The 24,357-nt window shown below is 55.8% G+C and carries 24 protein-coding genes; 10 read left to right on the forward strand and 14 right to left on the reverse strand.

Features of this window, described 5'->3' with window-relative positions; translation table 11 throughout:
• Positions 1-69 precede the first annotated feature (69 nt).
• From UF64_RS17050 to UF64_RS17065, 4 genes are read right to left on the reverse strand one after another with little or no spacing between them, the layout of a single operon-like run.
• The gene (locus UF64_RS17050) at positions 70-1,668 is read right to left on the reverse strand and encodes a gamma-glutamyltransferase family protein (protein WP_044829803.1); all 1,599 of its coding nucleotides are present in this window, start codon (positions 1,666-1,668) and stop codon (positions 70-72) included.
• A gap of 15 nt (positions 1,669-1,683) precedes the next feature.
• Positions 1,684-3,210 carry a tripartite tricarboxylate transporter permease gene (locus tag UF64_RS17055; RefSeq protein WP_082049849.1) on the reverse strand — a complete coding sequence of 509 codons (1,527 nt, stop codon included), beginning with the start codon at positions 3,208-3,210 and terminating at the stop codon, positions 1,684-1,686.
• Positions 3,211-3,222: 12 nt separating this feature from the next.
• Positions 3,223-3,771, reverse strand: coding sequence for a tripartite tricarboxylate transporter TctB family protein (locus UF64_RS17060; RefSeq protein WP_235285126.1), 549 nt, complete (start codon positions 3,769-3,771; stop codon positions 3,223-3,225).
• Positions 3,771-4,715 carry a tripartite tricarboxylate transporter substrate binding protein gene (locus UF64_RS17065; protein WP_044829805.1) on the reverse strand — a complete coding sequence of 315 codons (945 nt, stop codon included), beginning with the start codon at positions 4,713-4,715 and terminating at the stop codon, positions 3,771-3,773. The genes UF64_RS17060 and UF64_RS17065 overlap by 1 nt, the downstream gene beginning before the upstream one ends.
• Before the next feature lie 211 nt (positions 4,716-4,926).
• Between UF64_RS17065 and UF64_RS17070 the strand changes: the two genes are divergently transcribed.
• Together UF64_RS17070 and UF64_RS17075 are read left to right on the forward strand one after the other, a co-directional pair.
• Entirely contained in the window at positions 4,927-5,760 is an 834-nt protein-coding gene (locus UF64_RS17070) for a sulfite exporter TauE/SafE family protein (protein ID WP_044829806.1), read from the forward strand.
• A 162-nt stretch (positions 5,761-5,922) separates the two neighbouring features.
• Complete coding sequence (locus tag UF64_RS17075) at positions 5,923-6,594, forward strand: FadR/GntR family transcriptional regulator (protein WP_044829807.1); 672 nt, start codon at positions 5,923-5,925, stop codon at positions 6,592-6,594.
• A 32-nt stretch (positions 6,595-6,626) separates the two neighbouring features.
• On the opposite strand, the gene UF64_RS17080 is transcribed toward UF64_RS17075, so the two are convergent.
• The 5 genes from UF64_RS17080 to UF64_RS17100 all read right to left on the reverse strand — a co-directional run bounded on the left by UF64_RS17080 (position 6,627) and on the right by UF64_RS17100 (position 11,655).
• Positions 6,627-7,385 carry an aspartate/glutamate racemase family protein gene (locus UF64_RS17080; protein ID WP_044829808.1) on the reverse strand — a complete coding sequence of 253 codons (759 nt, stop codon included), beginning with the start codon at positions 7,383-7,385 and terminating at the stop codon, positions 6,627-6,629.
• Positions 7,382-8,218 carry an ABC transporter permease gene (locus tag UF64_RS17085; RefSeq protein WP_008888642.1) on the reverse strand — a complete coding sequence of 279 codons (837 nt, stop codon included), beginning with the start codon at positions 8,216-8,218 and terminating at the stop codon, positions 7,382-7,384. The genes UF64_RS17080 and UF64_RS17085 overlap by 4 nt, the downstream gene beginning before the upstream one ends.
• A gap of 2 nt (positions 8,219-8,220) precedes the next feature.
• Positions 8,221-9,078, reverse strand: coding sequence for an ABC transporter permease (locus UF64_RS17090; RefSeq protein ID WP_044829809.1), 858 nt, complete (start codon positions 9,076-9,078; stop codon positions 8,221-8,223).
• A 138-nt stretch (positions 9,079-9,216) separates the two neighbouring features.
• The gene (locus tag UF64_RS17095) at positions 9,217-10,533 is read right to left on the reverse strand and encodes a PotD/PotF family extracellular solute-binding protein (protein WP_044829810.1); all 1,317 of its coding nucleotides are present in this window, start codon (positions 10,531-10,533) and stop codon (positions 9,217-9,219) included.
• A 36-nt stretch (positions 10,534-10,569) separates the two neighbouring features.
• Positions 10,570-11,655 (reverse strand): ABC transporter ATP-binding protein, encoded by a 1,086-nt coding sequence (locus UF64_RS17100; RefSeq protein ID WP_044829811.1) that lies wholly within the window; start codon positions 11,653-11,655, stop codon positions 10,570-10,572.
• A gap of 308 nt (positions 11,656-11,963) precedes the next feature.
• On the opposite strand from UF64_RS17100, the gene UF64_RS17105 reads away from it, so the two are divergent.
• Together UF64_RS17105 and UF64_RS17110 are read left to right on the forward strand one after the other, a co-directional pair.
• A complete protein-coding gene (locus tag UF64_RS17105) occupies positions 11,964-12,713 on the forward strand; it encodes a GntR family transcriptional regulator (RefSeq protein ID WP_052657685.1) in 750 nt (249 codons plus the stop codon).
• A 514-nt stretch (positions 12,714-13,227) separates the two neighbouring features.
• On the forward strand, positions 13,228-14,805 hold the full coding sequence (locus UF64_RS17110; RefSeq protein WP_044829812.1) for an aldehyde dehydrogenase (NADP(+)): 1,578 nt from the start codon (positions 13,228-13,230) through the stop codon (positions 14,803-14,805).
• Between the two features lie 78 nt (positions 14,806-14,883).
• Here the strand turns inward: UF64_RS17110 and UF64_RS17115 are convergent, their stop codons facing one another.
• Positions 14,884-15,333 (reverse strand): PaaI family thioesterase, encoded by a 450-nt coding sequence (locus tag UF64_RS17115; protein WP_052657686.1) that lies wholly within the window; start codon positions 15,331-15,333, stop codon positions 14,884-14,886.
• Positions 15,334-15,633: 300 nt separating this feature from the next.
• Between UF64_RS17115 and UF64_RS20690 the strand changes: the two genes are divergently transcribed.
• A complete protein-coding gene (locus UF64_RS20690) occupies positions 15,634-15,810 on the forward strand; it encodes a hypothetical protein (RefSeq protein WP_161794634.1) in 177 nt (58 codons plus the stop codon).
• Positions 15,811-15,901: 91 nt separating this feature from the next.
• Positions 15,902-16,834, forward strand: a complete 933-nt coding sequence (locus UF64_RS17120) for a LysR family transcriptional regulator (RefSeq protein WP_044829813.1) — start codon at positions 15,902-15,904, stop codon at positions 16,832-16,834.
• Between the two features lie 10 nt (positions 16,835-16,844).
• Here the strand turns inward: UF64_RS17120 and UF64_RS17125 are convergent, their stop codons facing one another.
• On the reverse strand, positions 16,845-17,645 hold the full coding sequence (locus tag UF64_RS17125) for a CbiX/SirB N-terminal domain-containing protein (protein WP_044829947.1): 801 nt from the start codon (positions 17,643-17,645) through the stop codon (positions 16,845-16,847).
• A 248-nt stretch (positions 17,646-17,893) separates the two neighbouring features.
• Between UF64_RS17125 and UF64_RS17130 the strand changes: the two genes are divergently transcribed.
• From UF64_RS17130 to UF64_RS17145, 4 genes are all read left to right on the forward strand, one after another.
• On the forward strand, positions 17,894-18,595 hold the full coding sequence (locus tag UF64_RS17130; RefSeq protein WP_044829814.1) for a pirin family protein: 702 nt from the start codon (positions 17,894-17,896) through the stop codon (positions 18,593-18,595).
• A gap of 39 nt (positions 18,596-18,634) precedes the next feature.
• Positions 18,635-19,105, forward strand: a complete 471-nt coding sequence (locus tag UF64_RS17135) for a DoxX family protein (protein ID WP_052657687.1) — start codon at positions 18,635-18,637, stop codon at positions 19,103-19,105.
• A gap of 151 nt (positions 19,106-19,256) precedes the next feature.
• Positions 19,257-19,730, forward strand: coding sequence for a response regulator (locus UF64_RS17140; protein WP_044829815.1), 474 nt, complete (start codon positions 19,257-19,259; stop codon positions 19,728-19,730).
• 15 nt (positions 19,731-19,745) lie between these two features.
• Complete coding sequence (locus tag UF64_RS17145) at positions 19,746-20,993, forward strand: response regulator (protein WP_044829816.1); 1,248 nt, start codon at positions 19,746-19,748, stop codon at positions 20,991-20,993.
• 48 nt (positions 20,994-21,041) lie between these two features.
• Here the strand turns inward: UF64_RS17145 and UF64_RS17150 are convergent, their stop codons facing one another.
• The 3 genes from UF64_RS17150 to UF64_RS17160 form a co-directional block, all read right to left on the reverse strand.
• Positions 21,042-22,562, reverse strand: a complete 1,521-nt coding sequence (locus tag UF64_RS17150) for a sensor histidine kinase (RefSeq protein ID WP_235285127.1) — start codon at positions 22,560-22,562, stop codon at positions 21,042-21,044.
• A complete protein-coding gene (locus tag UF64_RS17155; protein WP_235285128.1) occupies positions 22,549-23,025 on the reverse strand; it encodes a molybdopterin-dependent oxidoreductase in 477 nt (158 codons plus the stop codon). Before UF64_RS17155 ends, UF64_RS17150 begins: the two co-directional genes overlap by 14 nt.
• A 92-nt stretch (positions 23,026-23,117) precedes the next feature.
• Positions 23,118-24,302: an EAL domain-containing protein gene (locus UF64_RS17160; RefSeq protein WP_044829818.1), complete on the reverse strand. Its 1,185-nt coding sequence runs from the start codon at positions 24,300-24,302 to the stop codon at positions 23,118-23,120.
• Positions 24,303-24,357: the final 55 nt, after the last annotated feature.

Genomic DNA, 24,357 nt, shown 5'->3' on the forward strand with positions numbered 1-24,357 from the left:
GGCCCACACACGTGGGCCGGCCATATCTTGTTTCAGATGACTGCGACTGCCGATCTGAAGCAACTCCCGTCAGTATCCGACCGCACAGCCATCCTTGCGCGGATCGGAACCTGCGACATAACCGGCATCGGTTTTGGCAATCAGCTGCGCGCCGCCAAATCCGAAATTGGTGCTGTCAGGCGTTTCAACCTTGATCACGTGGCCCTTGGCCTTGAGCGCATCGATCACATCCGCCCCGACCGAGGTTTCCACCGCAACATTAAGCCCCGAAAGCGCCTGCCAGCGCGGGGCATCGGCCGCGGTTTGCGGATCCTGCCCCCAAAGCTGGGTACGAAGCGTCATCTGCAGATGACCCTGGGCCTGCATCGGACCGCCCATGACACCAAAGCTCATCACCGGATTGCCATCAAGGCCCATCAGGAAGGCCGGGATAATCGTCTGGAACGGACGTTTGCCGCCCTTGACCAGGTTGGGATGACCATCTTTCAGGCTAAAGCCGTGACCACGGTTCTGCAGGCTGATCGAAGTACCCGGCACCACAACGCCAGAGCCAAAGCCCATATAGTTCGACTGAATGAACGACACCATCATGCCGTTTTCATCCGCCGCACTGACATAGACCGTGCCGCCATGTTTGGGGGCACCGGCCTTGAAGTCCTGCGCCTTGTTGGCATCAATCAGGGCCGCACGCGATTTCAGATAATCGTCAGACAGCAGATGCTCGACCGTGACATCGGTCATGTAATCAAGATCGGCGACATATTCGCGCATATCGGCAAATGCCAGTTTCATGGCCTCGATCTCAAGATGAAGCGCCTCGACCGAATCCGGCTCGTAATCGGTGATGTTGGTGTGCCGCAGGATGCCAAGTGCGATCAGGGCCGAAATGCCCTGCCCGTTTGGTGGAATTTCATGCAGCTTCACATTGCCGAAGGCCTGCGAAATCGTGCCAACCCAATCGGCCTTGTGATTGCCAAGGTCTTCTTCGGACAGTGCCGCACCATGTTCCTTGGCAAAGGCGGCAATCTTGCTTGCCAATTTGCCACGATAGAAGCTCTCGCCCTTGGTTTCGGCAATATCGATCAGGCTTTCGACTGCGGCCTTGTTGACAAACAGTTCGCCCGCCTTGGGTGCCTTGCCACCGGGCAGGAACGCCTCGGCAAAGCCCGGCTGCTTGCCCAGCAAATCACCGCCCTTTTCCCAAAGGGTGGCAATGATCGGCGATACGGCAAAGCCGCGGGTCGCGTATTCAATGGCCGGTTCAAACAGCTTTTCGAACGGCAGTTTGCCAAACTTGTCGGAAATTTCACGCCACGCAGAAACCGCACCCGGTGTGGTGACGGCTTCCCAGCCACGCTGTGGCATGGTGTCTGCACCGGCAAAGCGTTCCGGGTTCCATGCGGCTGGTGCACGGCCAGATGCATTGAGGCCATGCAATTCCTTGCCATCCCAGATGATGGCGTAGGCGTCTGAGCCAAGCCCGTTACCGGTCGGCTCAACCACGGTCAGCGCAATGGCAGATGCCAGTGCCGCATCGGCGGCATTACCGCCCGCAAGCAACATGCGAAGACCGGCCTGGGCCGCAAGCGGCTGGGATGTTGAAACCATATTGCGCGCCAGAACCGGCGACCGGCGTGAGGCATAAAGCGCGTCGTGACGAAGTTTCATGGAAGTCTCCTAATCCTAATCGCCGTCTTGTTCATCGGTGGTAGGACGGTCTTTTTTGCGCATCTTCAGAACCGAACGGACACTGAAGATGACAGAAAGCAGGGCAGCCGCCAGCAGAACGGCGGAAATCGGACGGGTAAAGAAGACCGTCCAGTCGCCGTCACTCATCAGTGCGCGGCGCAGGTTGGTCTCGGCAATCGGGCCCAGAATGACACCCAGCACCAGCGGGGCCAGCGGATAATCAAGTGACTTCAATCCATAGCCGACAAGGCCAATCGCGCCGAGCAGATAAAGATCAGTCACCCGGTTATTGAGCGCAAAGGCCCCGATCACGCAACAGATCATCACGGTCGGCACAATGAACTGCTTGGGAATATCAGTCACGCGCAGGAAGAGGCGCATCGACAAAACACAAACAACCAGCATCATCAGCGATGCGACAACCATGGCGACAAACATGCCATAGGCCAGATCGGCATTATCCATGATCAGACGCGGACCCACCGAAATGCCATGCACCATAAGTGCTGCCATCAGGATCGCGTCAACTGCTGATCCGGGAATGCCAAGCGCAATCATCGGGATCAAACCGCCACCTGCCGTGGCCGAGTTTCCGGCTTCCGAGGCGATCACGCCATCGGGCGTGCCCTTGCCGAACTCTTCGGGCTTTTTCGAGCTGCGTTTGGCCTGATCATACGCCAGAAGGTTGGCAATCGAGCCACCCGCACCGGGCAGGGCCCCGATAAACACACCAACCAATGATGAGCGCACCAGATTGATCGGGCGCATCAGAACTTCACGCATCACCGACCAGGTCTTGAATTCAATCACATCGGGGATCAGCGCCCCGCTTGCATCTTTCTTGCCGTGGTCCTCGACCTCGCTCATAAGCTGGCTGATGGCAAAGATACCGATCAAAACCACCAGGAACGGAAGACCGGGCAGAAGAATATCCGAATCAAATGTCAGACGAGGGCGACCCATCATCGGGTCAGGCCCGATGGTGGCAATACCCAGACCAATCACGCCTGCGATCAGACCGCGCATCAGCGAATTGCCCACAAGGCTTGCAACAATGGTCAGGGCAAAGACGATCAGCGAGAAATATTCCCAAGGCCCAAGCTTGACCGCAATCAACGCCAAAGGCGGGGCTGCAAGAACCAGAACAATGGTGGAAATCACCGTACCAAAGAAGGACGACCAGACCCCAAGCGAAAGTGCGCGACCCGGTTCGCCCTTGCGCGCCATCGGATAGGCATCAAAGGTGGTTGCAACCGAACTTGGCGTTCCGGGAATGCCCAGCAATGCCGCACTAATCAGGCCACCGGTATAGCCACCAACATAGACTGAGAGCATCACAGACACTCCCTGCAGCGGATCCATGGTAAAGGTCAGCGGCAGGGTCAGAATAATTGCCATGGTGACGGTAAAGCCGGGGATGGCGGCTGCCACAATCCCGGCAATGGAACCGATCAGCATGTAAATCAGGGTATCGAATGCGAATACCTGATGGGCGCCGGCAAGAAATGCATCCAACATCATCGTAAACTTTTACTAGCCCGCGAACAGTACGCCACGCGGGAGAAACACGTTAAAGACTTCGGCAAACAGCATGTTCAAGCCAACCGAGAAAATCACGGCGGCGATCAGTGACTGAACAACGGTCTTTTTCGAAAGGCCTGCGATCAGCAATTGCGCGATCATCAGGAACACAAAGGTCGCAAGCGAAAAGCCTGCAAGCGGCATGACACTAAGATAAACAACCAGACAGCCAAACAGCGCGAACGAGATCCGGCGCGCCTTGATCCAGCCAGACAAGGCCGTCGCAAGACCATCAAGCTGCCCGGCTTTGCGGATATCAATCACCGCACGCACCGCCGCAATCAGGCAGAGCCCGGCCAGAACCGCAAAAACCAGTTGGGGAAATGATCCGGCGCCAAGTGGCTCCCAGCGCGAGGTTGGCAAAGCACTTGCGCGTACCGACAGATAGACCGACCCCAGACCGAAAACGATATAGGAAATCAGCCGTGCAAATTCCGTTCTTGCACGAGAAGCAGCGGGCACTGATGCACCCGCTGCTGCTGATTTGTCAGCCTTGCTCATCATCCTGCGAGCTTGCCGATCAGACGGTCAACCGTCTCGGACAGGTTGCCGAGATAGGCTTTGTATTCGTCCTGACCAAGGAAGACCGGTGCCGAACCAACATTGGTGATCTTGGTGCGGACATCTTCGTTCTGCATGACTTTTTCAAGATGTGCTTCAAGCGCGTCTGCGACGTCCTGCGGGGTGTCTTTTGGCAGAACGACACCGCGGGTCACTGCCAGATCAAGGTCATGGCCCAGTTCCTTGAAGGTCGGAACGTCCGGGGCATCGGTAGTGCGCTCGGGCATGCCGACAGCCGCAAAGATCAGGTCGCCATTTTCAACGAATTGACCAGCCGAGGAAACGTCACCAATCGCAACGTCGATGTTACCGCCAACAAGCGCACGGATACGCTGACCGGTACCTTCGTAACCAACATAGGAAAACTCAATGCCATAGGCATCTTCAATCATTGCCATGTGCAGATGCGGCACACCGGCAAGGGTCACACCAGCGCGAACAGCACCTGGGTTTTCCTTGGCGTAGGCAACCATTTCTTCAAAGTTCGAGAAGTTGTCGTTCTTTGACAGGGTCAGGTATTGCGGGGATGACGTCACCAGCGCGATAGGCATGAAGCTGTCCCAGTTCAGATCGGTGATGCCGGTACCATTGGCAATCAGAAGACCCTCGTGAACCTGCGAGACGGTGTAGCCATCCGCCGGACGCTTGGCGAATTCTGCCAGACCAACCGTGCCGCCGACACCTGGCATATTGATCACCGGAACTGCCTGACCGGATTCTTTTGCCAGACCCATGGCAACAATACGCATCAGCGTATCACTACCGCCACCCGGTCCCCACGGGACGATGAATTCGATCGGTTTTTCTGGATAGTCCTGCGCCTGTGCGGGACCTGCGATGGCTGCGGCCAACAAGCCGGCAGCGACTGCAATCTTGCGGAACATGTATCTTGCCTCCTGATATCTCGCCTGCAATATGTGAACCATTACTATTTTGGTTCAATCTCTTTGTCGACGCATTGTTGGCAGCAACAAACCAATTTCGCAAGTGCAAAAATAATATTTGGCTGCGAATAAGGATTATGTTGCACATTTCTGCTAAAGATGAATAGTACCACTTATTAATTGATATCATAATTGGTACGGATTGGTTCGAATGTTTGAAATGGATGGCGCCATGAGCCTCTATCTCGTCTGGGGTGCAGCCATGCTGTTTGCTGGCGTCCTTGGCGGGATCATGGCCGGGCTTCTCGGTGTTGGTGGTGGGATCGTGATTGTTCCGGTGCTCTATCATTTTCTGACCACCATGGGCGTGGATGAAAGCCTGCGCATGCAGGTTGCCGTTGCCACGTCCCTGACCACAATTATCGCCACGGCGATCTCATCAACCCGAAGCCATTACAAAAAGGGGTCGGTTGATACGGCCCTTCTCAAACATTGGGGTCCGGCGATCATTGTTGGCGTGATCCTTGGCACCGCGATTGGCGGACTGGCTGATGGCCGGGTTCTGACGATTGTCTTTGCTGTTGTCGCACTTCTGGTTGCCGCCAACATGATCCTGGTAAAAGACCGCGAAACCGACGCAACCAAGAACCCACCGAAATCCGTCTGGGCCGTGCTCGGCGTGATTGCTGGCAGCCTGTCGGCGATGATGGGAATTGGCGGCGGCACCATCTGTGTGCCGGTCCTGAATTTCCTCGGTTACGACATCCGTCGTGCTGTGGGCACCTCGGCCGCAATCGGTTTGATCATCGCCCTCCCCGGCACCATCGGCTATGCCATGTCAGGTATCGGTGTTGATGGTCGCCCGCCCTTTTCACTAGGGTATGTCAACGTTCTGGCAGCAGCCCTTCTGATCCCGATGACGGTGCTGTGCGCCCCGATTGGTGCCCGGATCGCGCATACCATCCCGCGCCGCGCCCTTCGCATGTGCTTTGGCCTGTTTCTGGCGATCACGTCAGCGCGCATGTTCTATGACCTGCTGAGCTAGGCTCGTTTGCACCGGGATGTCCGCAAGCATCTGGGTGCGAACGGAAATAGCACGGTCTTGTTCTTTGTTAAACCAATGGCTTACAATGATAGGTGCGCATTGGTTCGCGCGAGGGAACGTTAGAAACGTCAACAGAAACGCCTTAAAAAATGAACAACAACCATGACTGAATTTGCCACTCAGACGCTGGCGGAAAAGCTCAAGACCGGCTTCGCACAGGGATCCTTCGTCAATGATGGGCGTGTGATCGCCGAACGCACCCTTGCCGAACAGCTTGATGTTGGTCGCAGAGCACTACGCAAGGCCCTGGATCAGCTTGAATCCGAAGGTCTGATCTGGCGTCGTCAGGGTCAGGGCACCTTTGTTGGCACTCCACCGACCCCGCGTCTGCGCAAGCTTGAAGGGCTGGCAACCAAAACCAGCCCATTTGAAATCATGGAAGTCCGTCAGGAAATCGAACCATCGATGGCCCGGTTCGCAGCCCTTCGCGCATCACAGGGCGATATTGATGCCATGCGCGGCATGATCGAAAAGGCCGCCAGCGCGACCACACAGGCTGAATACGAAAAGTGGGATGCCGCCTTTCATCAGCGCCTGGCCGAATCGGTCAAGAACACCCTGTTTCTTGCGGTGTTTGAGGCCGTTAATGCCGTCCGCCGCGAAGCCGCATGGGCACGCATGCGTGAAAGCAGCCATTCAGACACCCTGATCGAAGAACTCAGCGCCCAGCATCGCGACATCATCAACGCGATTGAACAGCGCGACCCCAAACGTGCCGAAGACGCCATGCGCCGCCACCTGTCCGAGGTGGAACACGCGCTAAAACAAACCTGATCTGGAAGCTAAGGTCGTTAATCGGCTGAGGATCACCCTTGCGGCGCAAATTCCGCAAACATCCCGTGATAAGCCTTAAGCGGCGGGTTGGCATAAGCCCCCGCCTTGCTGGTGCGAAGCCCCAGAAACGCCATCGCCTCGATCATCTTGACCGCTGCACTGACCCCGTCAATCACCGGCACGCCCAGTTCTTCGGTCAAACGATCAGCAATATCGGTCATCCCCGCACAGCCCAGCACAATCGCCTCGGCATAATCATCAGCAAGGCAAATCTCGGCCTGCTTTTTAAGCGCTGCGTAGGCGGCCTTGGCATTGCTGCCTTCGAAATCGAGCGTCCGAACACCTGCGGCGCGCACGACACATTGCGATGACGCACCGTATTTCGACACGAGATGTTCAAGCGGGCGGACCGAAACCGGCATCGGGGTCACAATCGCAAAGCGCGATGACACGGCAGCCGCCATTCGCATCGCGGCCTCGCAAAGCCCCAGAACCGGCGCACCGGTCAGACAGCGCGCGGCATCGACCCCGGTATCATCAAAGCACGCCACGACATACCCTCCGATGGGATCGGCTTCCTGTTCGGGGGCGGCTTCAAGTTCGCGAATGACCGACAGCAAACCGACACTGGCAAAGGCCTCGTCGTAATACCCCTCGATGCTGTCTGGCCCAAAACTCGGGTTAAGCGCCAGAACCTTGGTTGTCGGTGCCACGATCTTTTGCGCCTGCGCACCGACCTTTTTGGTAAAGCCGCTCGACAGGTTGGGATTGATGACGGCGATGCGGCTCATGCTTTTTGCCCCTTGCGACGGCGCATGATCGCAACCGTACCCAATGCCAAGGCAATCACCAGGAAGGAGAACCCGGTGGTGACTGTACCCAGCGCATAAAGCACCGGTGTGGTCACATTGGTTGTCATGCCATAGATCTCAAGCGGCAGGGTGTTAAGCGCACCGGCCGTCATCAGGGTACGGGCAAATTCATCGTAAGACAGGGTGAACGAGAACATCGCAACCCCGATCAGGCTCGGCCCCACCATCGGCAGCACGACATACTGGATGGTCTGCCAATTGCTGGCGCCCAAATCGCGCGCGGCTTCCTCGTAGGACGGATCAAACCGGTTAAACACCGCAAACATGATCAGAAGCCCGAACGGGAACGTCCATGTCAGATGCGCACCAAGGGCCGAGGTAAACCATTGCGGCTGCCATTCGACGATATTGAACAGCAAACCAATCCCAAGCGAAATAAGGATCGACGGCACGATCAGGCTGGCAATCGCCAGATAGAAAATCACGCTGTCGCCACGGAACCGCTTGCGGAAGGCAAGACCGGCCATGAAGGACACGACCACCGTGACCACCATGACAATCAGGCCAAGCTTAAGCGACCGGCTGAACGATCCGCCAAAGTCACCTACCGCCTGCTGTTCGAACAGATTGCCGAACCAGTGGAACGAGAACCCGTTCATCGGGAAGGTCAGACCACCATTCTCGCCCTGGAAGGACAGAATGAAAATCGTCAGCATCGGGCCATACAAAAACAGCACGAACAGCGCGAAAAAAGCCGCAAGGAAATAGAAGCTGGTCGGGCGGCGTTCACGGGTTTTGGTCAGTAATGCCATGATCACAGCTCCTTGCGGATATCAACAAGACGAAGAAGTGCCGTCACGATCAGCAACACCGTAATCAGAAGCACCACCGCACTGGCTGCCGCCGCCGGATATTGCAGAAGGCCGATTTCGTTGGAAATCTGCAAACCGACCGACGCACTCTGCCCGCCGCTCATCAAGCGCACGGTGATGAAATCGCCCATTACCACCGTGATGACAAAGATCGATCCGATGGCGATGCCCGGTTTGGACATCGGTACAATGACCGATTTTAGGGTCTCAAACCCGCTGGCCCCGGCATCGCGCGCGGCCTCGATCAGGGACCGGTCAATGCGCATCATGGAATTGAAGATCGGCACCACCATGAACAGCGCATAAAGATGCACATCTGCCAGAACGACTGCGAAATCGGAAAACAGCAGGAATTCAAGCGGCTGATCGACAATCCCCAGATTGATCAGGGCAGAGTTCAAAAGCCCATTGCGCCCAAGGAACGGGATCCACGAAATCATGCGGATGATGTTCGATGTCCAGAACGGAATGGTGCACACCATAAACAGAACGATCTGCCATGTCAGACTGCGCACATGGAACGCCAGGAAATAGGCCACCGTAAACCCGATCAAAAGCGTAAAGACCCAGGTCAGGGCGGCGTATTTCAAGGTATTGAGATAGATGCTCCAGGTGACCGAGGAGCCCAGCAGGTAATTGTAATTCTCGAAAATGAAGTCCGGCAGGATGCGGTATTCATCATAGTCCCAGAAACTGACCACAACGATGGTCAGAAGCGGAATGACAAGAAACACCGCAAAGATCAGCGCCATTGGCGTGATCAGGAAATAGGACGATCTTTTTGACGTATCAGAAGCCATGCTCTGTCCTTGAAACCCTGCCAGAAAACCAAAAAGTCAAAACGAATAAACAACCCGGCCCGGCACCGGAAAATAAAAAAAATCAAACCGGGGTGACGGGCGCGGCCAAAGTCGCGCCCACCAGAAATCTGTCGCAGATTATGCTGCGATGAATTCGTTCCACTTGCGGACCATGTGCTTGTTCTCGTCCATGACGGAGTTCCAGCACGCGACCGAGCCCATGCGCTCTTCGTAGGAACCGCCATCGCGAACAGCACCAGCTTTTTCCATGACCTTGCCATCCGGGGAAAGGATGTCGCCTTCGGCGGCTTTGCCTTCCATCCAGAAGCCCCATTCGTCTTCGGACATGAACTTCTTCGCGGTTGCCGGTGCGGCGCTGTAGTAACCCTGACGGTTAAGATACGCACCAACCCAGCCCGACAGGTACCAGTCGATATATTCGTAGGCTGCTTCAAGCTCGAGACCCGAAAGGTGCTTGGCAAGACCGATGCCGCCACCCCATGCACGGTAGCCCTCCTTAAGCGGCTGGTACTTACATGCGATGCCTTTGGAACGAACGGCGGCAACTGCCGGCGACCACATGGACTGAATGACGACTTCGCCAGATGCCATCAGGTTGACCGACTCATCGAAGCTCTTCCAGAAGGCACGGAACTGGCCGGCTTTCTTGGCATCGATCATGACCGCGATGGTCTTGTCGATTTCTTCCTGGGTCATGTTGCCTTTATCACCATAGGTGACTTCGCCCATGGCTTCGCACACCATCGCTGCATCCATGATGCCGATCGACGGAATGTTCAGGATCGATGCCTTGCCCTTGAACGCCGGATCAAGCAGATCGGCCCAGCTGGTGATTTCACGATCAATCAGGTCCGGGCGAATGCCAAGCGTATCTGCGTTATAGATGGTCGGGATCAGGGTCATCCACTGGGTCGGTGCAGATGCGAATTCGACACTGTCGGCACCTTCAACGAAGCCAACGGTATGCGGCGCGGTACCCTGGGCAATTTCGGAATCCGGGGTCAGCTTGCCATCAATGAACAGCTTGGAGATGTACTCATAGTTTTTGAGCTTGGTGGTATCCATCGGCTGCATGGTGCCGGCCGGGAAGACCTTCTTACAGATCCAGTATTCGATATCGGCAATATCAAACGAGTTCGGCTGGGTAACCGCACGCTGGGCAACCGCATCGGAATCAAGGGCGGTCATCTGAAGCGTGAAGCCAAGGTCTTCTTTGACCTTGTCGGCAACAGCGTTGATGTTCGAAACGCCGGTACCGAACTGACGCAGGGTAACGTCCTTGATGTTCTGCGCCCAGATGGTCGGGAAGCCGGTGATCGCACCCGAACCGATGGCAGCACCGGTAACAGCCGCCGCACCCTTAACAAAGCCACGGCGCGAAACGCCGGTTTCCGTCGCGATGGTCTTCTTCGAAATTTTCTTTTCGATCGTCATGTGAAGCACTCCTGATAGCTTGTTGGTTTATTTCATTCAGGCCAGAACATGTGCATGTTCCGGCTTCCAATAGGCGATGAATTTGTCCAGTCGCCTGACCGGTGCCTGCCGAAATTCGCTTTCGGTCTTCATTAGGGTTATTTCCTTGCCGTCGGCTGTCGTTGCGACAATCCGAACCCACAGGCCGAGATATTCGACCGTGGTGATTTCGACAGGGATCTGACCGTTCTTGGTGTCTTCGGGTGGCGTTTCGTCCAGACCGATCAGGTCGGTACGAATGGTGAATTCGATGTCCTCGCCTGCCTTGCCTTCGGCAAAACCGGGCAGGAAGAAGCTGTCAGGGCCGCGCGCAAGCAAGGTGCCTGCGGGGCCGGATTCCGAAACGGTGCCCTTGAAGATGTTCTGACCGCCCATGAAGTTCGCAATGAAGCGCGATTTGGGCTGGTTAAAGATTTCATGCGGGGTGCCTTTCTGGCGAATGATCCCGTCTTCCATCACGACAACCATGTCCGAAAGCGCCAATGCCTCGTCCTGAGCGTGGGTGACGTGAACAAACGTAATGCTCAGTTCCTGCTGCAGGCGGCGCAATTCATCGCGCATGCGGGCCCGCAGGAACGGATCAAGGGCCGAAAGCGGCTCATCAAGCAACAGAACAGACGGCTCGGTAATCAGGGAACGCGCAAGCGCAATGCGCTGCTGTTGCCCGCCTGAGAGCTGGTCGGGCTTGCGATCCGCAAATTGCTCCATATGGACCCGGGCCAGCATCTCTTTGGCCCGATCTTTACGATCCGATGGGGAGACACCTTGCATCTTGAGGCCAAAGGCGACGTTCTCCGCACAGGTCATGTGCGGGAAAAGCGCGTAATTCTGGAACATCATTGCCGTGCCGCGTTTGACCGGCGGCAATTCCGTTACGTTGCGATCCCCGATCAGAAGATCGCCTTCGCTGATCACTTCGTGACCGGCAATCATGCGCAGCGTTGTTGACTTGCCGCACCCGGACGGGCCGATCAAGCAGCAATACGCCCCTGCCGGAATTTGCAGATCAATCGATTTCACTGCCTGTGTGCTGCCGTAGAATTTACTGACAGCAATCAATTCAATGGCCCCGTTGCCCGTCATCCGCTCACCCGTCGCTGCATGCAAAATTGTTAACAATCATGTCAGCGATCCAAGGCAAGATGCGTGCCACTTGTTTTCATTGGCAGTTTTCCAACGAGTCTCGCCAAACACCCGAAACCATAGCGTTTGTGCAGAGCACCATTCTGCCCGTTTTATGCTCAGTTTATGCCCTTTTATTAATCATAATGATTCATATGCAAAATTTATAATCATCTTCCTCTGAGGTGGGATAATGCAGGGCCAGTTTTCTGTTGTGTAAATCGTCAACAATTTTGTAGAAATAAATGACCACCCAACGAACATGAACGATGGAAAGTATCGTCACGATGGCCAGGGCCGACCAGACCGGCAGCTATAAAGGCAGCGAAAAGCTGCGCCCGGAGGAAATGATCTATCACGAGATGCTCGACGCGATCCTCGATCGCCGTCTGGAGCCGGGCATGAAGCTCGTCGAGGAAGATCTTGCCAAAACCTTTGGCGTCAGTCGGGCGCGCATTCGCGCCACTTTCCTTCAGCTCGCCCATGACAAGCTGATCAATCTGGTGCCCAATCGCGGTGCCTTTGTCTCCGAGCCGACCATTGACGAGGCTATCGAAGTCTTTTCCGCGCGCCGCATGATCGAGGATGGTGTTGCCCGTAAGGTCGCCACCAACATGACCCCGGAACGCGCTGAACAGATCAAGGAACATCTTGATCGTGAACATGATGCCCATCATCGCGGCGATCATCGTGCGGCCATCATCCTGTCGGGCGAATTCCATCTGTTACTGGCACGGCTTAGCGGCAATCTCGTGATCGAGGAATTCCTTGAACGCCTGATCCTGCGCACATCGCTGATCATTGCCATGTACGAAAGCCCGCAGCCGGTCGACTGCTCCCACACCGAGCATGACCAACTGCTCAATGCCCTGCTGAGCGGTGACCCCGATGTCGCGGCCGCCGAAATGTCACGCCACCTGGATGCCATTCGCGATCGCCTGCAGCTGCAGCGCCCCAAACCCGGCAAAACCGATTTCGCCAGCATCTTTGGCCGCATCCCGACCTCGGAAGCCAGCTGAGTCCGCAGCAACACAGCCGACCCAAGCCAATCCAAAATTCCTTCTGCAGGTTTTGTGAGCAATCCTCACATTTGCGCAAACCAGCACTTTTCGACCGCTGTTTCAATTGGCACCCGACACATCAGCACGCCTGAAAAATGCCCCAAGTGACGCCGCTTCGGGACAAAGACGTCCCGCGCACCGACACCTGCCTCATCAATTTTCACTGCCGTCCGCACCGAACTCTCCTCTCGAAAACCCGCCGATTTCAATCTGATCGACTATTTTGTATAAAACATTCAACGTGACCTGCGATCCTTTGCTATGGTCCGCGCCAACAGGCTTTTCGGCCCCGGTCACGTTATTATCATATTGTATGATGTTTACATCGGTGGTTCGAAAACCTAAGCTGCGCTCAGTTTCTCAGATTGCGCCATTCGGCCCGATCCCGCCCGCATTTTGGGTGTATGCTGTCGGCCGGATTGATGCGCGCAGTCCCGTCAGGTACAGGACTTAACCCCACAGGAGATCCCACATGTTCAGTGGAAAGCACTATGTCGCAGGCGAATGGATTGATGGCCCGGATGTCTTTCAGGCCGACAATCCGTCAACGGGCGACAAGCTCCCGACCAAATTCCAGCACGGCACCGTGGAAATCGTTGATCAGGCGGTTGTCGCAGCCCAGGCCTGCGCTGAAGAGTTCGCATCCATGCTGCCGGCCAAGCGTGCAGAATTCCTGCGCGCCATCGCAGACGAGATTGATGCACGCGGCGATGAAATCACCGAAATCGGCACGCTTGAATCTGCCCTGCCTGCTGCGCGCCTGACTGGCGAGCGCGGCCGGACCGTTGGCCAGTTGCGCTTCTTTGCCGACTGGATCGAAGAAGGTTCATGGTTTGAAGCTCGCATTGAAACAGCACAACCTGATCGTCAGCCGCTGCCAAAACCCGACATCCGCGTGATGAACAAGGCACTTGGTCCGGTCGGTGTGTTTGGTGCATCAAACTTCCCGCTGGCCTTTTCGACCGCCGGCGGTGACACCGCATCCGCGCTTGCGGCCGGTTGCCCGGTTGTCTTCAAGGGCCATGCTGCCCATCCCGGCACCTCGGAGGTTGTCGCCAAGGCAATCGAGGCAGCCGTTGCAAAAACCGGCATGCCCAAAGGCGTATTCAGCCTGATCCATGGTGGCACCCGCAAGGTTGGTCAGGCACTGGTCGCCCATCCAATGATCAAGGCGGTTGGCTTTACCGGCTCGACCGGTGGCGGTCGTGCCCTGTTTGATATCGCCGTATCCCGCCCGGAGCCGATCCCGTTCTATGGCGAACTCGGCTCAAACAACCCTGTCTTCCTGCTGCCCAAGGCCATGGGTGAAAAGGCCGCCGACATTGCCAAGGGCTGGGTCGCGTCACTGACCATGGGTGTTGGTCAGTTCTGCACCAATCCGGGCCTTCTGATCGCACTTAAGGGTGCGGATCTCGATACCTTTGTCGATACTGCCGCAAGCGAGTTGGGTCAGGTTGGCGGTACTGCCATGCTGACCGATCGCGTTTCAAGCGCCTATCACGAAGTCACCGATGCCATGACCAAACATGGCAAGGTCACCTGTGCGCTCAAACGTCGCGACTCTGATGGCAAATTCGAAGGCAGCCCGGCGATCTTCCGCACCACCGCAGCCGACTGGAAAGCCAACCCGGAACTGGCCGAAGAAATGTTTGGCCCGGCTGGCATCATTGTCGAATGCGATAGCGTCGAAGACATGATTGCCCTGTCGACCACCCTGATCGGTCAGTTGACCGCGACCATCCATATGGTTGATGGCGATGCTGATCTGGCCAATGCCCTGCGTCCGGCGCTTGAAAAATGTGCAGGTCGCATCCTGATCAATGGCTGGCCGACCGGTGTCGAGGTCTGCCATTCCATGGTCCACGGCGGCCCCTATCCGGCAAGCACGGACTCGCGTTCGACCTCGGTCGGGTCGCTTGCCATCAAACGCTTTGTCCGTCCGGTCTCCTATCAGGCCTTCCCGGATGCGTTGCTGCCCGCCCCGATCAAGGATGCCAACCCGCTGAACATCCCGCGTCTGGTCAATGGCAAATGGCAGATGCCGGGCTAAACCCGCACGCCTGTCAAAAAACAAAGGGACGCAGCCCATCGGTTGCGTCCCTTTTTCTTTGGTAACATGCCCTGAAATTCAGGCTTCACGCGGCACACCATTTGGATCATCGCTGCCACGGTGATACTTGAACGTGCCTGTTGAGGTGCCAATCACATTGCCCGCTTCGTCATAGGCCACGGCCTCGGTAAATACCACCTTGCGGCCTCCGCCCTGCTTGCGGGCGACGACGCGCACAAGGCCTTCTTTTGCCATGCCAAGGAAATTGGTGGTCAGCGACAGGGTCAGGGACTTGCGCACATTGCCCGGCACCGGACAGAAACACACCGCATAGCCCGACGCCGTATCCATCAAGGTGGTCAGAACCCCGCCATGCAGGATACCGGCCCGGTTACAGTGATGGTTTTGCACATCAAGTTCGACCACCGCATGGTCTTCGGCCCATTCCACCAGCCGGTAACCCAGATGATCCTGAAGGCCACTGCCATGGGCCTGTTCATAGGCAAGATTATCGTTCGAACCGGTCATTATCAAACCACCCTGTAATCATGCATTTCCAAAGCTATAGCAGAAAGATGCCCCACCCGAAAACCGCGTTGAGTCGCGCGTATCGCCCGGTGCGAATACCGGTCAAACAAACGCCAAACTTCCCGAACTTGCGTCTTTGTTGCGCAGCGCAACATGGAATAACGACGCAAAATCAATGGATTGACTATACCGTTCTCCAAACAAGAACGGGATAGCGGTGAAACGAGAATAGTCGTCGGGCCGAGCTCTGGGTATATCTGAAATCACCTTAGACACAGACGATCTACAAGGATCAAAGCCATGACCACGATTGCTTATAAAGACGCCACCAGCATCGAACGCGAAGTCCGCATCGGCTGGTTCACGGCCCTTGTTCAGGCCCTGCAGGTTGCAGTCATCATGAAAGCATCCCAGGCTAAAAACCACGCAGAACTGACTGCCGACTGGAACAAGGCGATGCGTCAGGTTCAGGGTTAATCTCCTCTGGCTCTGTCATTTGCAATGATCTGCACGACATCGCAGATGCAAAGCCCTTGACGCTTCGGGTTGAACCACCGACAACGGTTCCATGCAAAAGTTTGACATCGTCACCATTCGGCTGTTTGTCGCCATTGTGCGCGCCGGAAGCATCAATGAAGCCGCCCGGCGCGAACATATCGCGACCTCGGCCGTTTCGCGCCGCATCGGCGAACTTGAAGCCATGCTAGGTGTCAAACTGCTGCGCCGCCTGCCACGCGGGGTCGAACCGACCGAAGAAGGCGCGATCTTTGCCCTTTATGGCGAAAAGCTTCTGGGCGATTTGAACCATCTTTCCAACGAATTGCGCGATTTCAACGCCGGGGAAAAGGGCAAGATCTATCTTGCGGCTGTCACCTCGGCGATCCTGACCGGCCTTCCGAAATTTCTGGCCGATTTTGAACGCGACTTTCCCCACATCTCGGTCGATGTCCGCGAACTGACATCGCGCGAAAGCGCTGAGGCCGTGCGCGAAGGCCGCGCGGATCTTGCCATTCTGGCCGATAACAGCCCGCTTGGCAGTCTGGCCCATGATGTGTTTTGTGATGATCCGATCTGGGTCGTGACCCCAAAAGGCCACCCACTGATCCCCAATGCCGACAATCCCAAACCGGTGAAGTTTTCCGAGGCCGCGAAATACGACATCATCTCACTGTTTGAAGGCGGGGTGATTGATGATCTGATTTCCGAAGCCGCGGCCAAAATGAAACTCGACATGCACCCGCATATCCGCGTGGTGCGTTTTGGGTCCTTGCGACAAATGATTGCTGCCGGTCTTGGCATCGGCTTTTTGCGCAAAAGCTCGGTCGCGGGATATCTCGGCCATATGAATATTGCCGGCGCCCCGATTGCCGATGACTGGGCAAAACGCCAATTACTGATCGCACACGAAGGCGATGCCAACCTGACCAGTGCCGCACGCCTGTTCCGGGATTATCTGTTGCGCAAATCAGCCGAAACCCGCTTCAAGCCGGTGCTGGGCTGACCCCCAACATTCAGGCAGATCGCTGAACCCGCTCGGCCCACAAGTCCTGCCCTGTCGGGCCAAGGGGCACGGCCACGCCACCAAAGCGCGCGACATGACGTTCGGCTTCCGCCAGAACCAGGTCCGGCAATTCGGACCACTGCCCGATGGGCGGCAGAACTTCGACCCTCTCGCCATCCTTGGCGTCAAGCATTTCCGGCAGATCTTCACGCGCATGCGTGCCGCCACCGGCCAACATCGGCACAATGATCGCCTGACGGTGGGTTCCGATGTCACGCCAGTCGGTAAGCGACGGCGAACCTTCGATATTGCCAATACAGACTTCGGCCCCGACACACAGACGGCTCAGGCGATCTGCCAGTCGTACCGTTTCAGGAAGTGCCTGCGTCAGCGTCTTCAAACCATGCGGCACAAGAAAGACAGACGTCTCGGTCAAATCCCAGCCGCGTCGGATTGCACTCGCCCGCACACGTGCGGCTATCATTTCACTAAACCCGGGCAGATTGATTGCAGGCGGCAGGATGACACTGTCACTCAAGCCCGCCTGATGCAGGATATCAGGAAGCTCTTCGAAGACCAGATAACCCTCGCTAAAGAAGAGCGGAAAGACAATCAAACGGTCCGCAGCACCAGATTCCTTGAGCATCTCAAGCTGATCGGCAAGCGCAGGCTGGCTTCGCATATAGCCAAAGCTAAGCGGCCCATTCCAGTCAGGCGCGATCTTCCGGACCAGATCACCTGCCGGGTCGCCGCCATTACCACTATTGCCATGGGACACCATCATCAGTGTCGGCATCTCGAAATCTGTCATGCCAGTCACCATCTTTGCTGACTTTAGAGCGTAGTTTGTCATACGCAGCACGCAACCATCCGGATCTCAGCAACGCTCAAAATACTGTGCGTTTGCCCCGCAGACCGAATGCGCCAACCCCCGCCGCCCCGGGCTCTATTGTTTCTTATTTCGAAACACAGTGGCGATAATTGCGTGAATTGTATCCTTAGTGGCAAAAGGTATTCTGCTTTCAACAACGGAACAGACAAACCTCGTGGAGGTAGACAATGCTTATCAAAGTAGATGCAGATACCCGCGGTCGCGCCCAGTTTGGCTGGCTTGATTCCAACCATACCTTTTCGTTCGGTCATTATTACGATCCGAACCGCATGGGCTGGGGGCCGCTGCGCGTCATTAACGAAGACCGCGTCATTCCCGGTGCCGGGTTCGACACCCATGGCCACAAGGATATGGAAATCATTTCCTATGTTCTTGATGGTGCCCTTGAACACAAGGACAGCATCGGCAACGGATCAGTGATCCGTCCGGGGCGTCTGCAGCGCATGACCGCTGGCACCGGCATCCGCCATTCGGAATACAACCATTCGAAATCCGATCCGGTGCACTTCCTGCAGATCTGGATCGTCCCCGAAGCCGCCGGTCTTGAGCCGGGCTATGAGGAAAAGGAAATCGCACGTCGCGATACCGGTTCCGGCCTGACCCTGATTGGCAGCCGCGATGGCCGTGAAGATTCGATCACCATTCATCAGAATGTCGATCTTTATGTCGCCCATCTCAATGACGGCGAAACAGCAAACCACAAAATCGCAAAAGGCCGGGTTGCCTGGGTGCAGGTTGCACGCGGCACCGTAACGCTGAACGGCGAGACCCTTAATGCCGGTGACGGTGTGGCGATCAAGGATGAAGACGAGATTGTCTTTGCCGATGCCAACAATGCCGAAGCCCTTTTATTTGATATGGCGGCATAAAACGCGAAACCCGCGTGCCCCATGACCAGGAGAACTGTCATGAATACCCTTGAAACCACCCAGACCCGTCCGATCATCCCTGCCCTTGGCAATGTTTGGTCGGCCCTTAAACCGCTTTCACCTGTCATCATCCGTGTGGCTACCGGCCTTCTTATGGTGCCGCATGGGGCACAAAAACTGTTTGGTGCCTTTGGCGGTTATGGTCTTGAAGGCACGGCTGGCTGGCTTGAAAGCATCGGCTTTGCACCGGGCCTGCTGTTTGCGCTTGCGATCGGCCTTCTTGAATTCTTTGGCGGCTTGCTGCTGACCGTCGGGCTTCTGACCCGTCCGGTGGCTGCTGCGGTTCTTGTCTTCATGACCGTCGCCGTTTTGACCCACATCCCGGCTGGCTATTTCTGGATTAATGGTGGTTTTGAAACGCCGCTGATGTGGGGTCTGCTTGCGCTGGCGACCCTGATTCAGGGTGGTGGCAAGTTTTCAATCGACCATAAAATCGGTCGCGAATTCTGATCATCACACTAGGGTCTGAAACGGGTTGCAACTTTTTGCAGCCCGTTTTCATTTGTGTCCCCAAATGGGGATATTGAAATCTCAGGAAAAGGTTAGAAATACAGTCAAGGCAACAAATTCACCTATTCACAAAACATATCGGTACTGAACCATGAATATCGCAGCGCCCAGAAACAGTCAGAATGACATCGAAATTGCTGATGGCATGCGCCGCTGCAAAGACGACAACGCATTTGGCAAGACCAACGCCGAAAAGCGTTTCCTGCTGGTCGATGACAGTATCGAAGTTCGCTTCTCTGTCCGTCGTGTTTTGCGCAGTGCCGGCGCGACCCAGATCGATGTTGCCGAAAACGGTGAAACAGCGCTGCAGATGTTGGCCCAGGCCGGTCGAAAACAAACCCCCTATGACGTGGTGATCATGGATTATATGATGCCGGGCATGTCGGGCATTGAAATGCTTTATGAAATCCAGCGCAGAGACATCAAGAATATCGACGGCACGCGCAAGATCATGCTGACCGGTTTCTATGACGCCAAGGTCAACGCAGAAGCCAAATCGGTTGGCGCGACCTTTGTCCTGAGCAAGCCCTGCGACGCGGCCAGCCTGTCGGCTGCGATCGCATAGTTACTGAAAAAGCACATGCCCGATAACGCCTCGATCATATTTGTCGATGATGACCTCAATGTCCTGCGAGGTTTGCGGCGGCGCATGCTTTCAAAGCGGCCGAAATGGACGCTGCGTTTCTATGAGAGCGCCGAACAGGCACTTGTCGGTCTGGAAGAAGCGCCTGCAGACGTTGTGATTTCCGACATGCGCATGCCGTCCATGGACGGGGCGGAGTTCCTTCGGATCGTTGCCAAACGCTGGCCGCAAACATCGCGCATTCTGCTATCTGGCTATGCCGACGAAACCGCCATTCTCAACGGTGCGGCGGCAACCCATCATTTTCTTGCCAAACCGTGCACCGATAACGACATCATCCACGCCGCAGAACGCGGCCTTATCATGAACAGGTATCTGCACGATCCATTACTTGTCGATCTGCTGTCACAGGTACCCACCGATCTGATGTGGCCGGCAACATTTCGCCGCCTGCACACCATCTTGCAGTTCAGCGGCCCCAGCAGCCGTGCCGAACTTAACGATTTCGCCAATGACCACCCGGCCCTGACCGCACTTGCGCATGAACTTGCCCTGCGTGAAGAACTTGTGCCAACCGAAAGCACCCCGGACTTCATCAAACTGTTGAAGGTTCTTGGCATCGAAAGCATCAAGGCCTTGTGCGTCTTGTGGTGCGAACTCGGCCAACCCCAACGGTTTGACGGTGAACAGATTGACGTCAAGCTGCATCGACCACTTGTCCTTGGGCAGATGGCCGCCAATATTGCAAGGCTTCGCAGTCTGGCACCGGATGCGGTTGATCAGGTGCGGGCATCCGCACTTCTGTGTCATATCGGTGAAATCATCATGGCCCATGTCCTGCCGGAAAAGCACGCCGCCAGCCGCCATCGCGCAGATACAGACAACTGTGACATCATTTCAGCTGAAATCAGCGAGTTAGGCTTTGCCCATCCGGCCGTGTCGGCATGTCTTTGCACCTGCTGGGGTTTTCCCCACAAGATCATTGAAAACATCGCCTTTCATCATCGTCCGGAATCGGCACCAACGGCCATTTCCCAAAGCCTTTTGATCGTTTATGCCGCGCAACACTTCGCGCGCAAGGCCGGCGTTGACGGTGCGACTCGGGCGAAGAAATACGATCTCGCAAGCGGCTATATCACCAAATGCGGTGCGGCATCCGACTGGCCGGTCTGGGAACAAAGCTGCTTTGATGGCCACGTCCCGCTTGAACCCGTCCAACACCAAGGCATGATGCAGACCGCGTGATAGTACACGCCGCCTGCATGACCGGATCAGAATCTTACTGTGGTTGGGTTATCTCAACAGGCTGTTGAGATCGCTTGGCCCTTCAAGGAATTCCGCATTGGTATCGGCCATCGCATTGGCGTCGGGCTTGGGCAGGCGAATAACAAACTCTGCCCCGTCGGTATAATCCGCCGACAAGGTCAGATCGCCGTTGAAGTCGTCCTGGATAAGCTTGCGACAGATCGGAAGCCCCTGCCCCGTGCCGACACCGCGTTCCTTGGTGGTAAAGAAGTAATCGAAAATACGTTCGCGGAGTTCTGCGGGCACCCCGCCACCATTGTCACGCAGTCGAATATAGACATTGTCTTCGTCCGACATCACAAGAAGATCAATATTGCCCCGGCGCTGGCCGCTTTCACGGATGGCTTGGGATGCATTGACGATCAAGTTGATCAGCGCCTGCGACAGGTGGTTTCTGCGCCCGCTGACCTCGGTGACGTCCGATTGCATCGACACTTCCAGATCCGCAATATGCTTGACCTGGTTGCGGGTCAGGGTGACGGCCGTATCAATTTCCTCGGTAATTGAAATCAGCTCCACCGCATCGGTCGTCGGGTGGGCAAATTTGCGAATGCCGCGCACAATCTCGGCAATGCGGTTCAGGCCCTGAATGCTTTCATCGATTGCCATCGGCACTTCTTCGCTGATGAAATCGATCTTGTCGTTATCAAGATTAAGCTTTGCCGGTTCTTTCGGGTTTGTGCGGTCAATTGCACCAACCAGATCAGCAAAGCTGTCAGACAGGAATTCAAGATTGTTCTGGATATATTGCGCCGGTGTGTTGATTTCATGGGCAACACCTCCCGCCAACGTGCCAAGGGCATGCATTTTGGCGTAATCGGCGGCCTCTTCGATGACTTCCTGTTCCTGACGCGCCTTTTGGGCAGCGATATCGGCAGCAAAAATCTTCTGACGCTGACGGATCATGAACCCGCCAAGGACCGCCATAACAATCACACCGATAAAGAACAGATAGGACAGCATCTGGATATCGGTCTTCACGACCGAGATATTGTTGGCGTTATAGACCGACACAAAGTTGGTTGTGCGCACGACGGCCTGCTGCAGGGCATCGCTCAATGGTTCGAGCAGGCGATATAACTCGGTCAGCTTTTCTTCCGGAGCGGTAATGGCTGCAAGCGTCGTGTCGATCTCATCGATCCGGGCTTCCAGCGCTTCGATCGTTTCAGCGACTTCAGGCACGGTAAACAGCACCTTGAAGCCTTCACCTTCACGTAGAAGGATCACCCTGCTGACCAGGATTTCGTATTCCAGCAGAATGTCATCAACCACGCCATCCTCAACACCAACCCGCCCGAAGGCGGCCTCAATATCGCGCTGCACGACAAGAAACTGTCGCTGCACCTGGAACACGGCCCAGACAAAGTTTTCGCGATAAATGAAGCGCTCGTCCTCAAGCTGACGAACGATGGCTGTGGAAAGAACGCCATAAAGCACGACAAACAGGGCCAATGCGACAAACATGGCCCTGCCGGTCGTCTTGAAGAAGAATGACTTAATTCGCTGCATCGACAGACTTTACCTGCCAGACGGAATAAGCCCAATAGGTATCGGTATTGAACCGGTCATCAGCGTCATACGGGAAGATCACCCAGAACGGCCCCTTTTCACGCACCGACATCTCGGCATCGTTAAGCTGATAGGCCAGAATGGCACCGTCATTGCGCAGGACGTCCGCCGGAACCATGACGTTATAGTCGTTCAGTGCCGAGACACGCACGGTGTCAGCTTCCAGACCATAGGTATCCAGCAGCAGGTCAAAGGCAACACCGCGGAACTTCTGAACGCCGTCGGTCCACTGGGTCGAGGTGTTAATCTCGGTGGCCTGCAGATCCATCAGTTCCTTCATTGACACACGAACGGTTTCACCATTGGTATTGGTCATCGAAAGCGTACCGCCTGCCATCGCCGGTGCGGCGTAAAAACCAACCAGGGAGATCACCACCGCGATCAATTTAAGTGCATTATTCATCATCGTTTTCATGCTCCATCACATGCATATAGACAGTGGTCACGGGCAAGTGTTTTCTCAATGCCTGCGACCGGAATTTTGATTGATAATTTCTAGCCGGAAGCGCGCAACGACATGCCTGCGGTTTCTTCCCATTGTTCAAGCGGGATTGGCGCCCCAAGATGGAAGCCCTGCAGTTCGGTGATCCCGTAAACCTGCAGCTTTTCAGCAACCTTGGCACTTTCAATGCCCTTGGCCGAAACCGACAGGCCCAGTTTCGAACCGACCTTGGCGATCCATTCGACAAAGGCGTCATCAAGGAAATCGGTCATGGTGCCACGCACCAGATCGCGATCAAGCTTGATGCCGGCAAACACTTCCTGACGCAAAAGGTCGAGTGAATTGTTACCAGAGCCAAAATCATCAATCACAAGCGGAATGGCGCGCTCACGCAGCCGGGCCGCATTGGCCAGCATCTCAAGATCATTGGGAACCAGTTGGCGTTCGGGAATTTCAAACGATACCTTCACGCCGCGCATACGCATCTTTTCGTAAAAACGAATAACCAGCTCAAAGAATTGCGGCGTCTTGAGCGAAAAGGCCGAAATATTGACCGCCAGATTGGCCTCATCGCCCAACAGCGCGCTGTAACGCGGGGCCTGATCGACCATCAGCGCCATCAACTGGCTGCCCAAACGGTTGATCACCGGATTGTCCTGACAGGATTCGATGATTTCATCGATGCCGAACTCCTTTTCAAGGGTCGGCATCCGACACAGAACCTCTGCCCCGCAAAGACCAAGGTCGCTGGCACGAAAACGCGGCTGCAGGACGGTATGGAAATCCGCGCGATCAATTGCGTTGTTAACCATCACGGCCGACGGACCGGCAACGGTTTTTTTGACGGCTGCTTCCGCATTCAGGATACGTTCAATCGCGTCTTTGAGCACCGACACCGCAACCGGTTTGGCCAGAACGCGTATCACCATCGCCTGGTTGATCGCTTCGCGCAGCGACAGGCTTGAAACGTTGCCCGACAAAAGCACGCGATGAATGCTCGGCGCCATGCGGGCCGACTGTTTCAGGAAGGAAATACCATCAAGGGCCGGCATCACCAGATCGGAGATAATCAGATCGGTTCGATCACGGTTTTCCGCCAGCCAGTCAAGCGCTGCGTGCCCGTCTGTATGGGTAACGAATTCAAAGCAGCCCGACAGGGTGCGACGCACCGCAGCCAGCAGCTTTTCATCATCATCGACCATCAGAATGACGGGGCGCTGTTTTTCAACCTGATCCATTAATGGATATCTCCGGAACGCGGATCACCGCGACAAACTTCTCGAACAGCCCTGC

It is taken from the genome of Thalassospira sp. HJ (genome assembly GCF_000948415.1).
Classification (GTDB): Bacteria; Pseudomonadota; Alphaproteobacteria; order Rhodospirillales; family Thalassospiraceae; genus Thalassospira.

Excerpts from the sequence above, each read along its gene's own strand:
- UF64_RS17050 (WP_044829803.1), bottom strand. The coding sequence starts at position 1,668 with ATGAAACTTCGTCACGACGCGCTTTATGCCTCACGCCGGTCGCCGGTT.
- UF64_RS17055 (WP_082049849.1), bottom strand. The coding sequence starts at position 3,210 with ATGATGTTGGATGCATTTCTTGCCGGCGCCCATCAGGTATTCGCATTC.
- UF64_RS17060 (WP_235285126.1), bottom strand. The coding sequence starts at position 3,771 with ATGAGCAAGGCTGACAAATCAGCAGCAGCGGGTGCATCAGTGCCCGCT.
- UF64_RS17065 (WP_044829805.1), bottom strand. The coding sequence starts at position 4,715 with ATGTTCCGCAAGATTGCAGTCGCTGCCGGCTTGTTGGCCGCAGCCATC.
- UF64_RS17070 (WP_044829806.1), top strand. The coding sequence starts at position 4,927 with ATGTTTGAAATGGATGGCGCCATGAGCCTCTATCTCGTCTGGGGTGCA.
- UF64_RS17075 (WP_044829807.1), top strand. The coding sequence starts at position 5,923 with ATGACTGAATTTGCCACTCAGACGCTGGCGGAAAAGCTCAAGACCGGC.
- UF64_RS17080 (WP_044829808.1), bottom strand. The coding sequence starts at position 7,385 with ATGAGCCGCATCGCCGTCATCAATCCCAACCTGTCGAGCGGCTTTACC.
- UF64_RS17085 (WP_008888642.1), bottom strand. The coding sequence starts at position 8,218 with ATGGCATTACTGACCAAAACCCGTGAACGCCGCCCGACCAGCTTCTAT.
- UF64_RS17090 (WP_044829809.1), bottom strand. The coding sequence starts at position 9,078 with ATGGCTTCTGATACGTCAAAAAGATCGTCCTATTTCCTGATCACGCCA.
- UF64_RS17095 (WP_044829810.1), bottom strand. The coding sequence starts at position 10,533 with ATGACGATCGAAAAGAAAATTTCGAAGAAGACCATCGCGACGGAAACC.
- UF64_RS17100 (WP_044829811.1), bottom strand. The coding sequence starts at position 11,655 with ATGACGGGCAACGGGGCCATTGAATTGATTGCTGTCAGTAAATTCTAC.
- UF64_RS17105 (WP_052657685.1), top strand. The coding sequence starts at position 11,964 with ATGGAAAGTATCGTCACGATGGCCAGGGCCGACCAGACCGGCAGCTAT.
- UF64_RS17110 (WP_044829812.1), top strand. The coding sequence starts at position 13,228 with ATGTTCAGTGGAAAGCACTATGTCGCAGGCGAATGGATTGATGGCCCG.
- UF64_RS17115 (WP_052657686.1), bottom strand. The coding sequence starts at position 15,333 with ATGACCGGTTCGAACGATAATCTTGCCTATGAACAGGCCCATGGCAGT.
- UF64_RS20690 (WP_161794634.1), top strand. The coding sequence starts at position 15,634 with ATGACCACGATTGCTTATAAAGACGCCACCAGCATCGAACGCGAAGTC.
- UF64_RS17120 (WP_044829813.1), top strand. The coding sequence starts at position 15,902 with ATGCAAAAGTTTGACATCGTCACCATTCGGCTGTTTGTCGCCATTGTG.
- UF64_RS17125 (WP_044829947.1), bottom strand. The coding sequence starts at position 17,645 with ATGACAGATTTCGAGATGCCGACACTGATGATGGTGTCCCATGGCAAT.
- UF64_RS17130 (WP_044829814.1), top strand. The coding sequence starts at position 17,894 with ATGCTTATCAAAGTAGATGCAGATACCCGCGGTCGCGCCCAGTTTGGC.
- UF64_RS17135 (WP_052657687.1), top strand. The coding sequence starts at position 18,635 with ATGAATACCCTTGAAACCACCCAGACCCGTCCGATCATCCCTGCCCTT.
- UF64_RS17140 (WP_044829815.1), top strand. The coding sequence starts at position 19,257 with ATGAATATCGCAGCGCCCAGAAACAGTCAGAATGACATCGAAATTGCT.
- UF64_RS17145 (WP_044829816.1), top strand. The coding sequence starts at position 19,746 with ATGCCCGATAACGCCTCGATCATATTTGTCGATGATGACCTCAATGTC.
- UF64_RS17150 (WP_235285127.1), bottom strand. The coding sequence starts at position 22,562 with ATGCAGCGAATTAAGTCATTCTTCTTCAAGACGACCGGCAGGGCCATG.
- UF64_RS17155 (WP_235285128.1), bottom strand. The coding sequence starts at position 23,025 with ATGAATAATGCACTTAAATTGATCGCGGTGGTGATCTCCCTGGTTGGT.
- UF64_RS17160 (WP_044829818.1), bottom strand. The coding sequence starts at position 24,302 with ATGGATCAGGTTGAAAAACAGCGCCCCGTCATTCTGATGGTCGATGAT.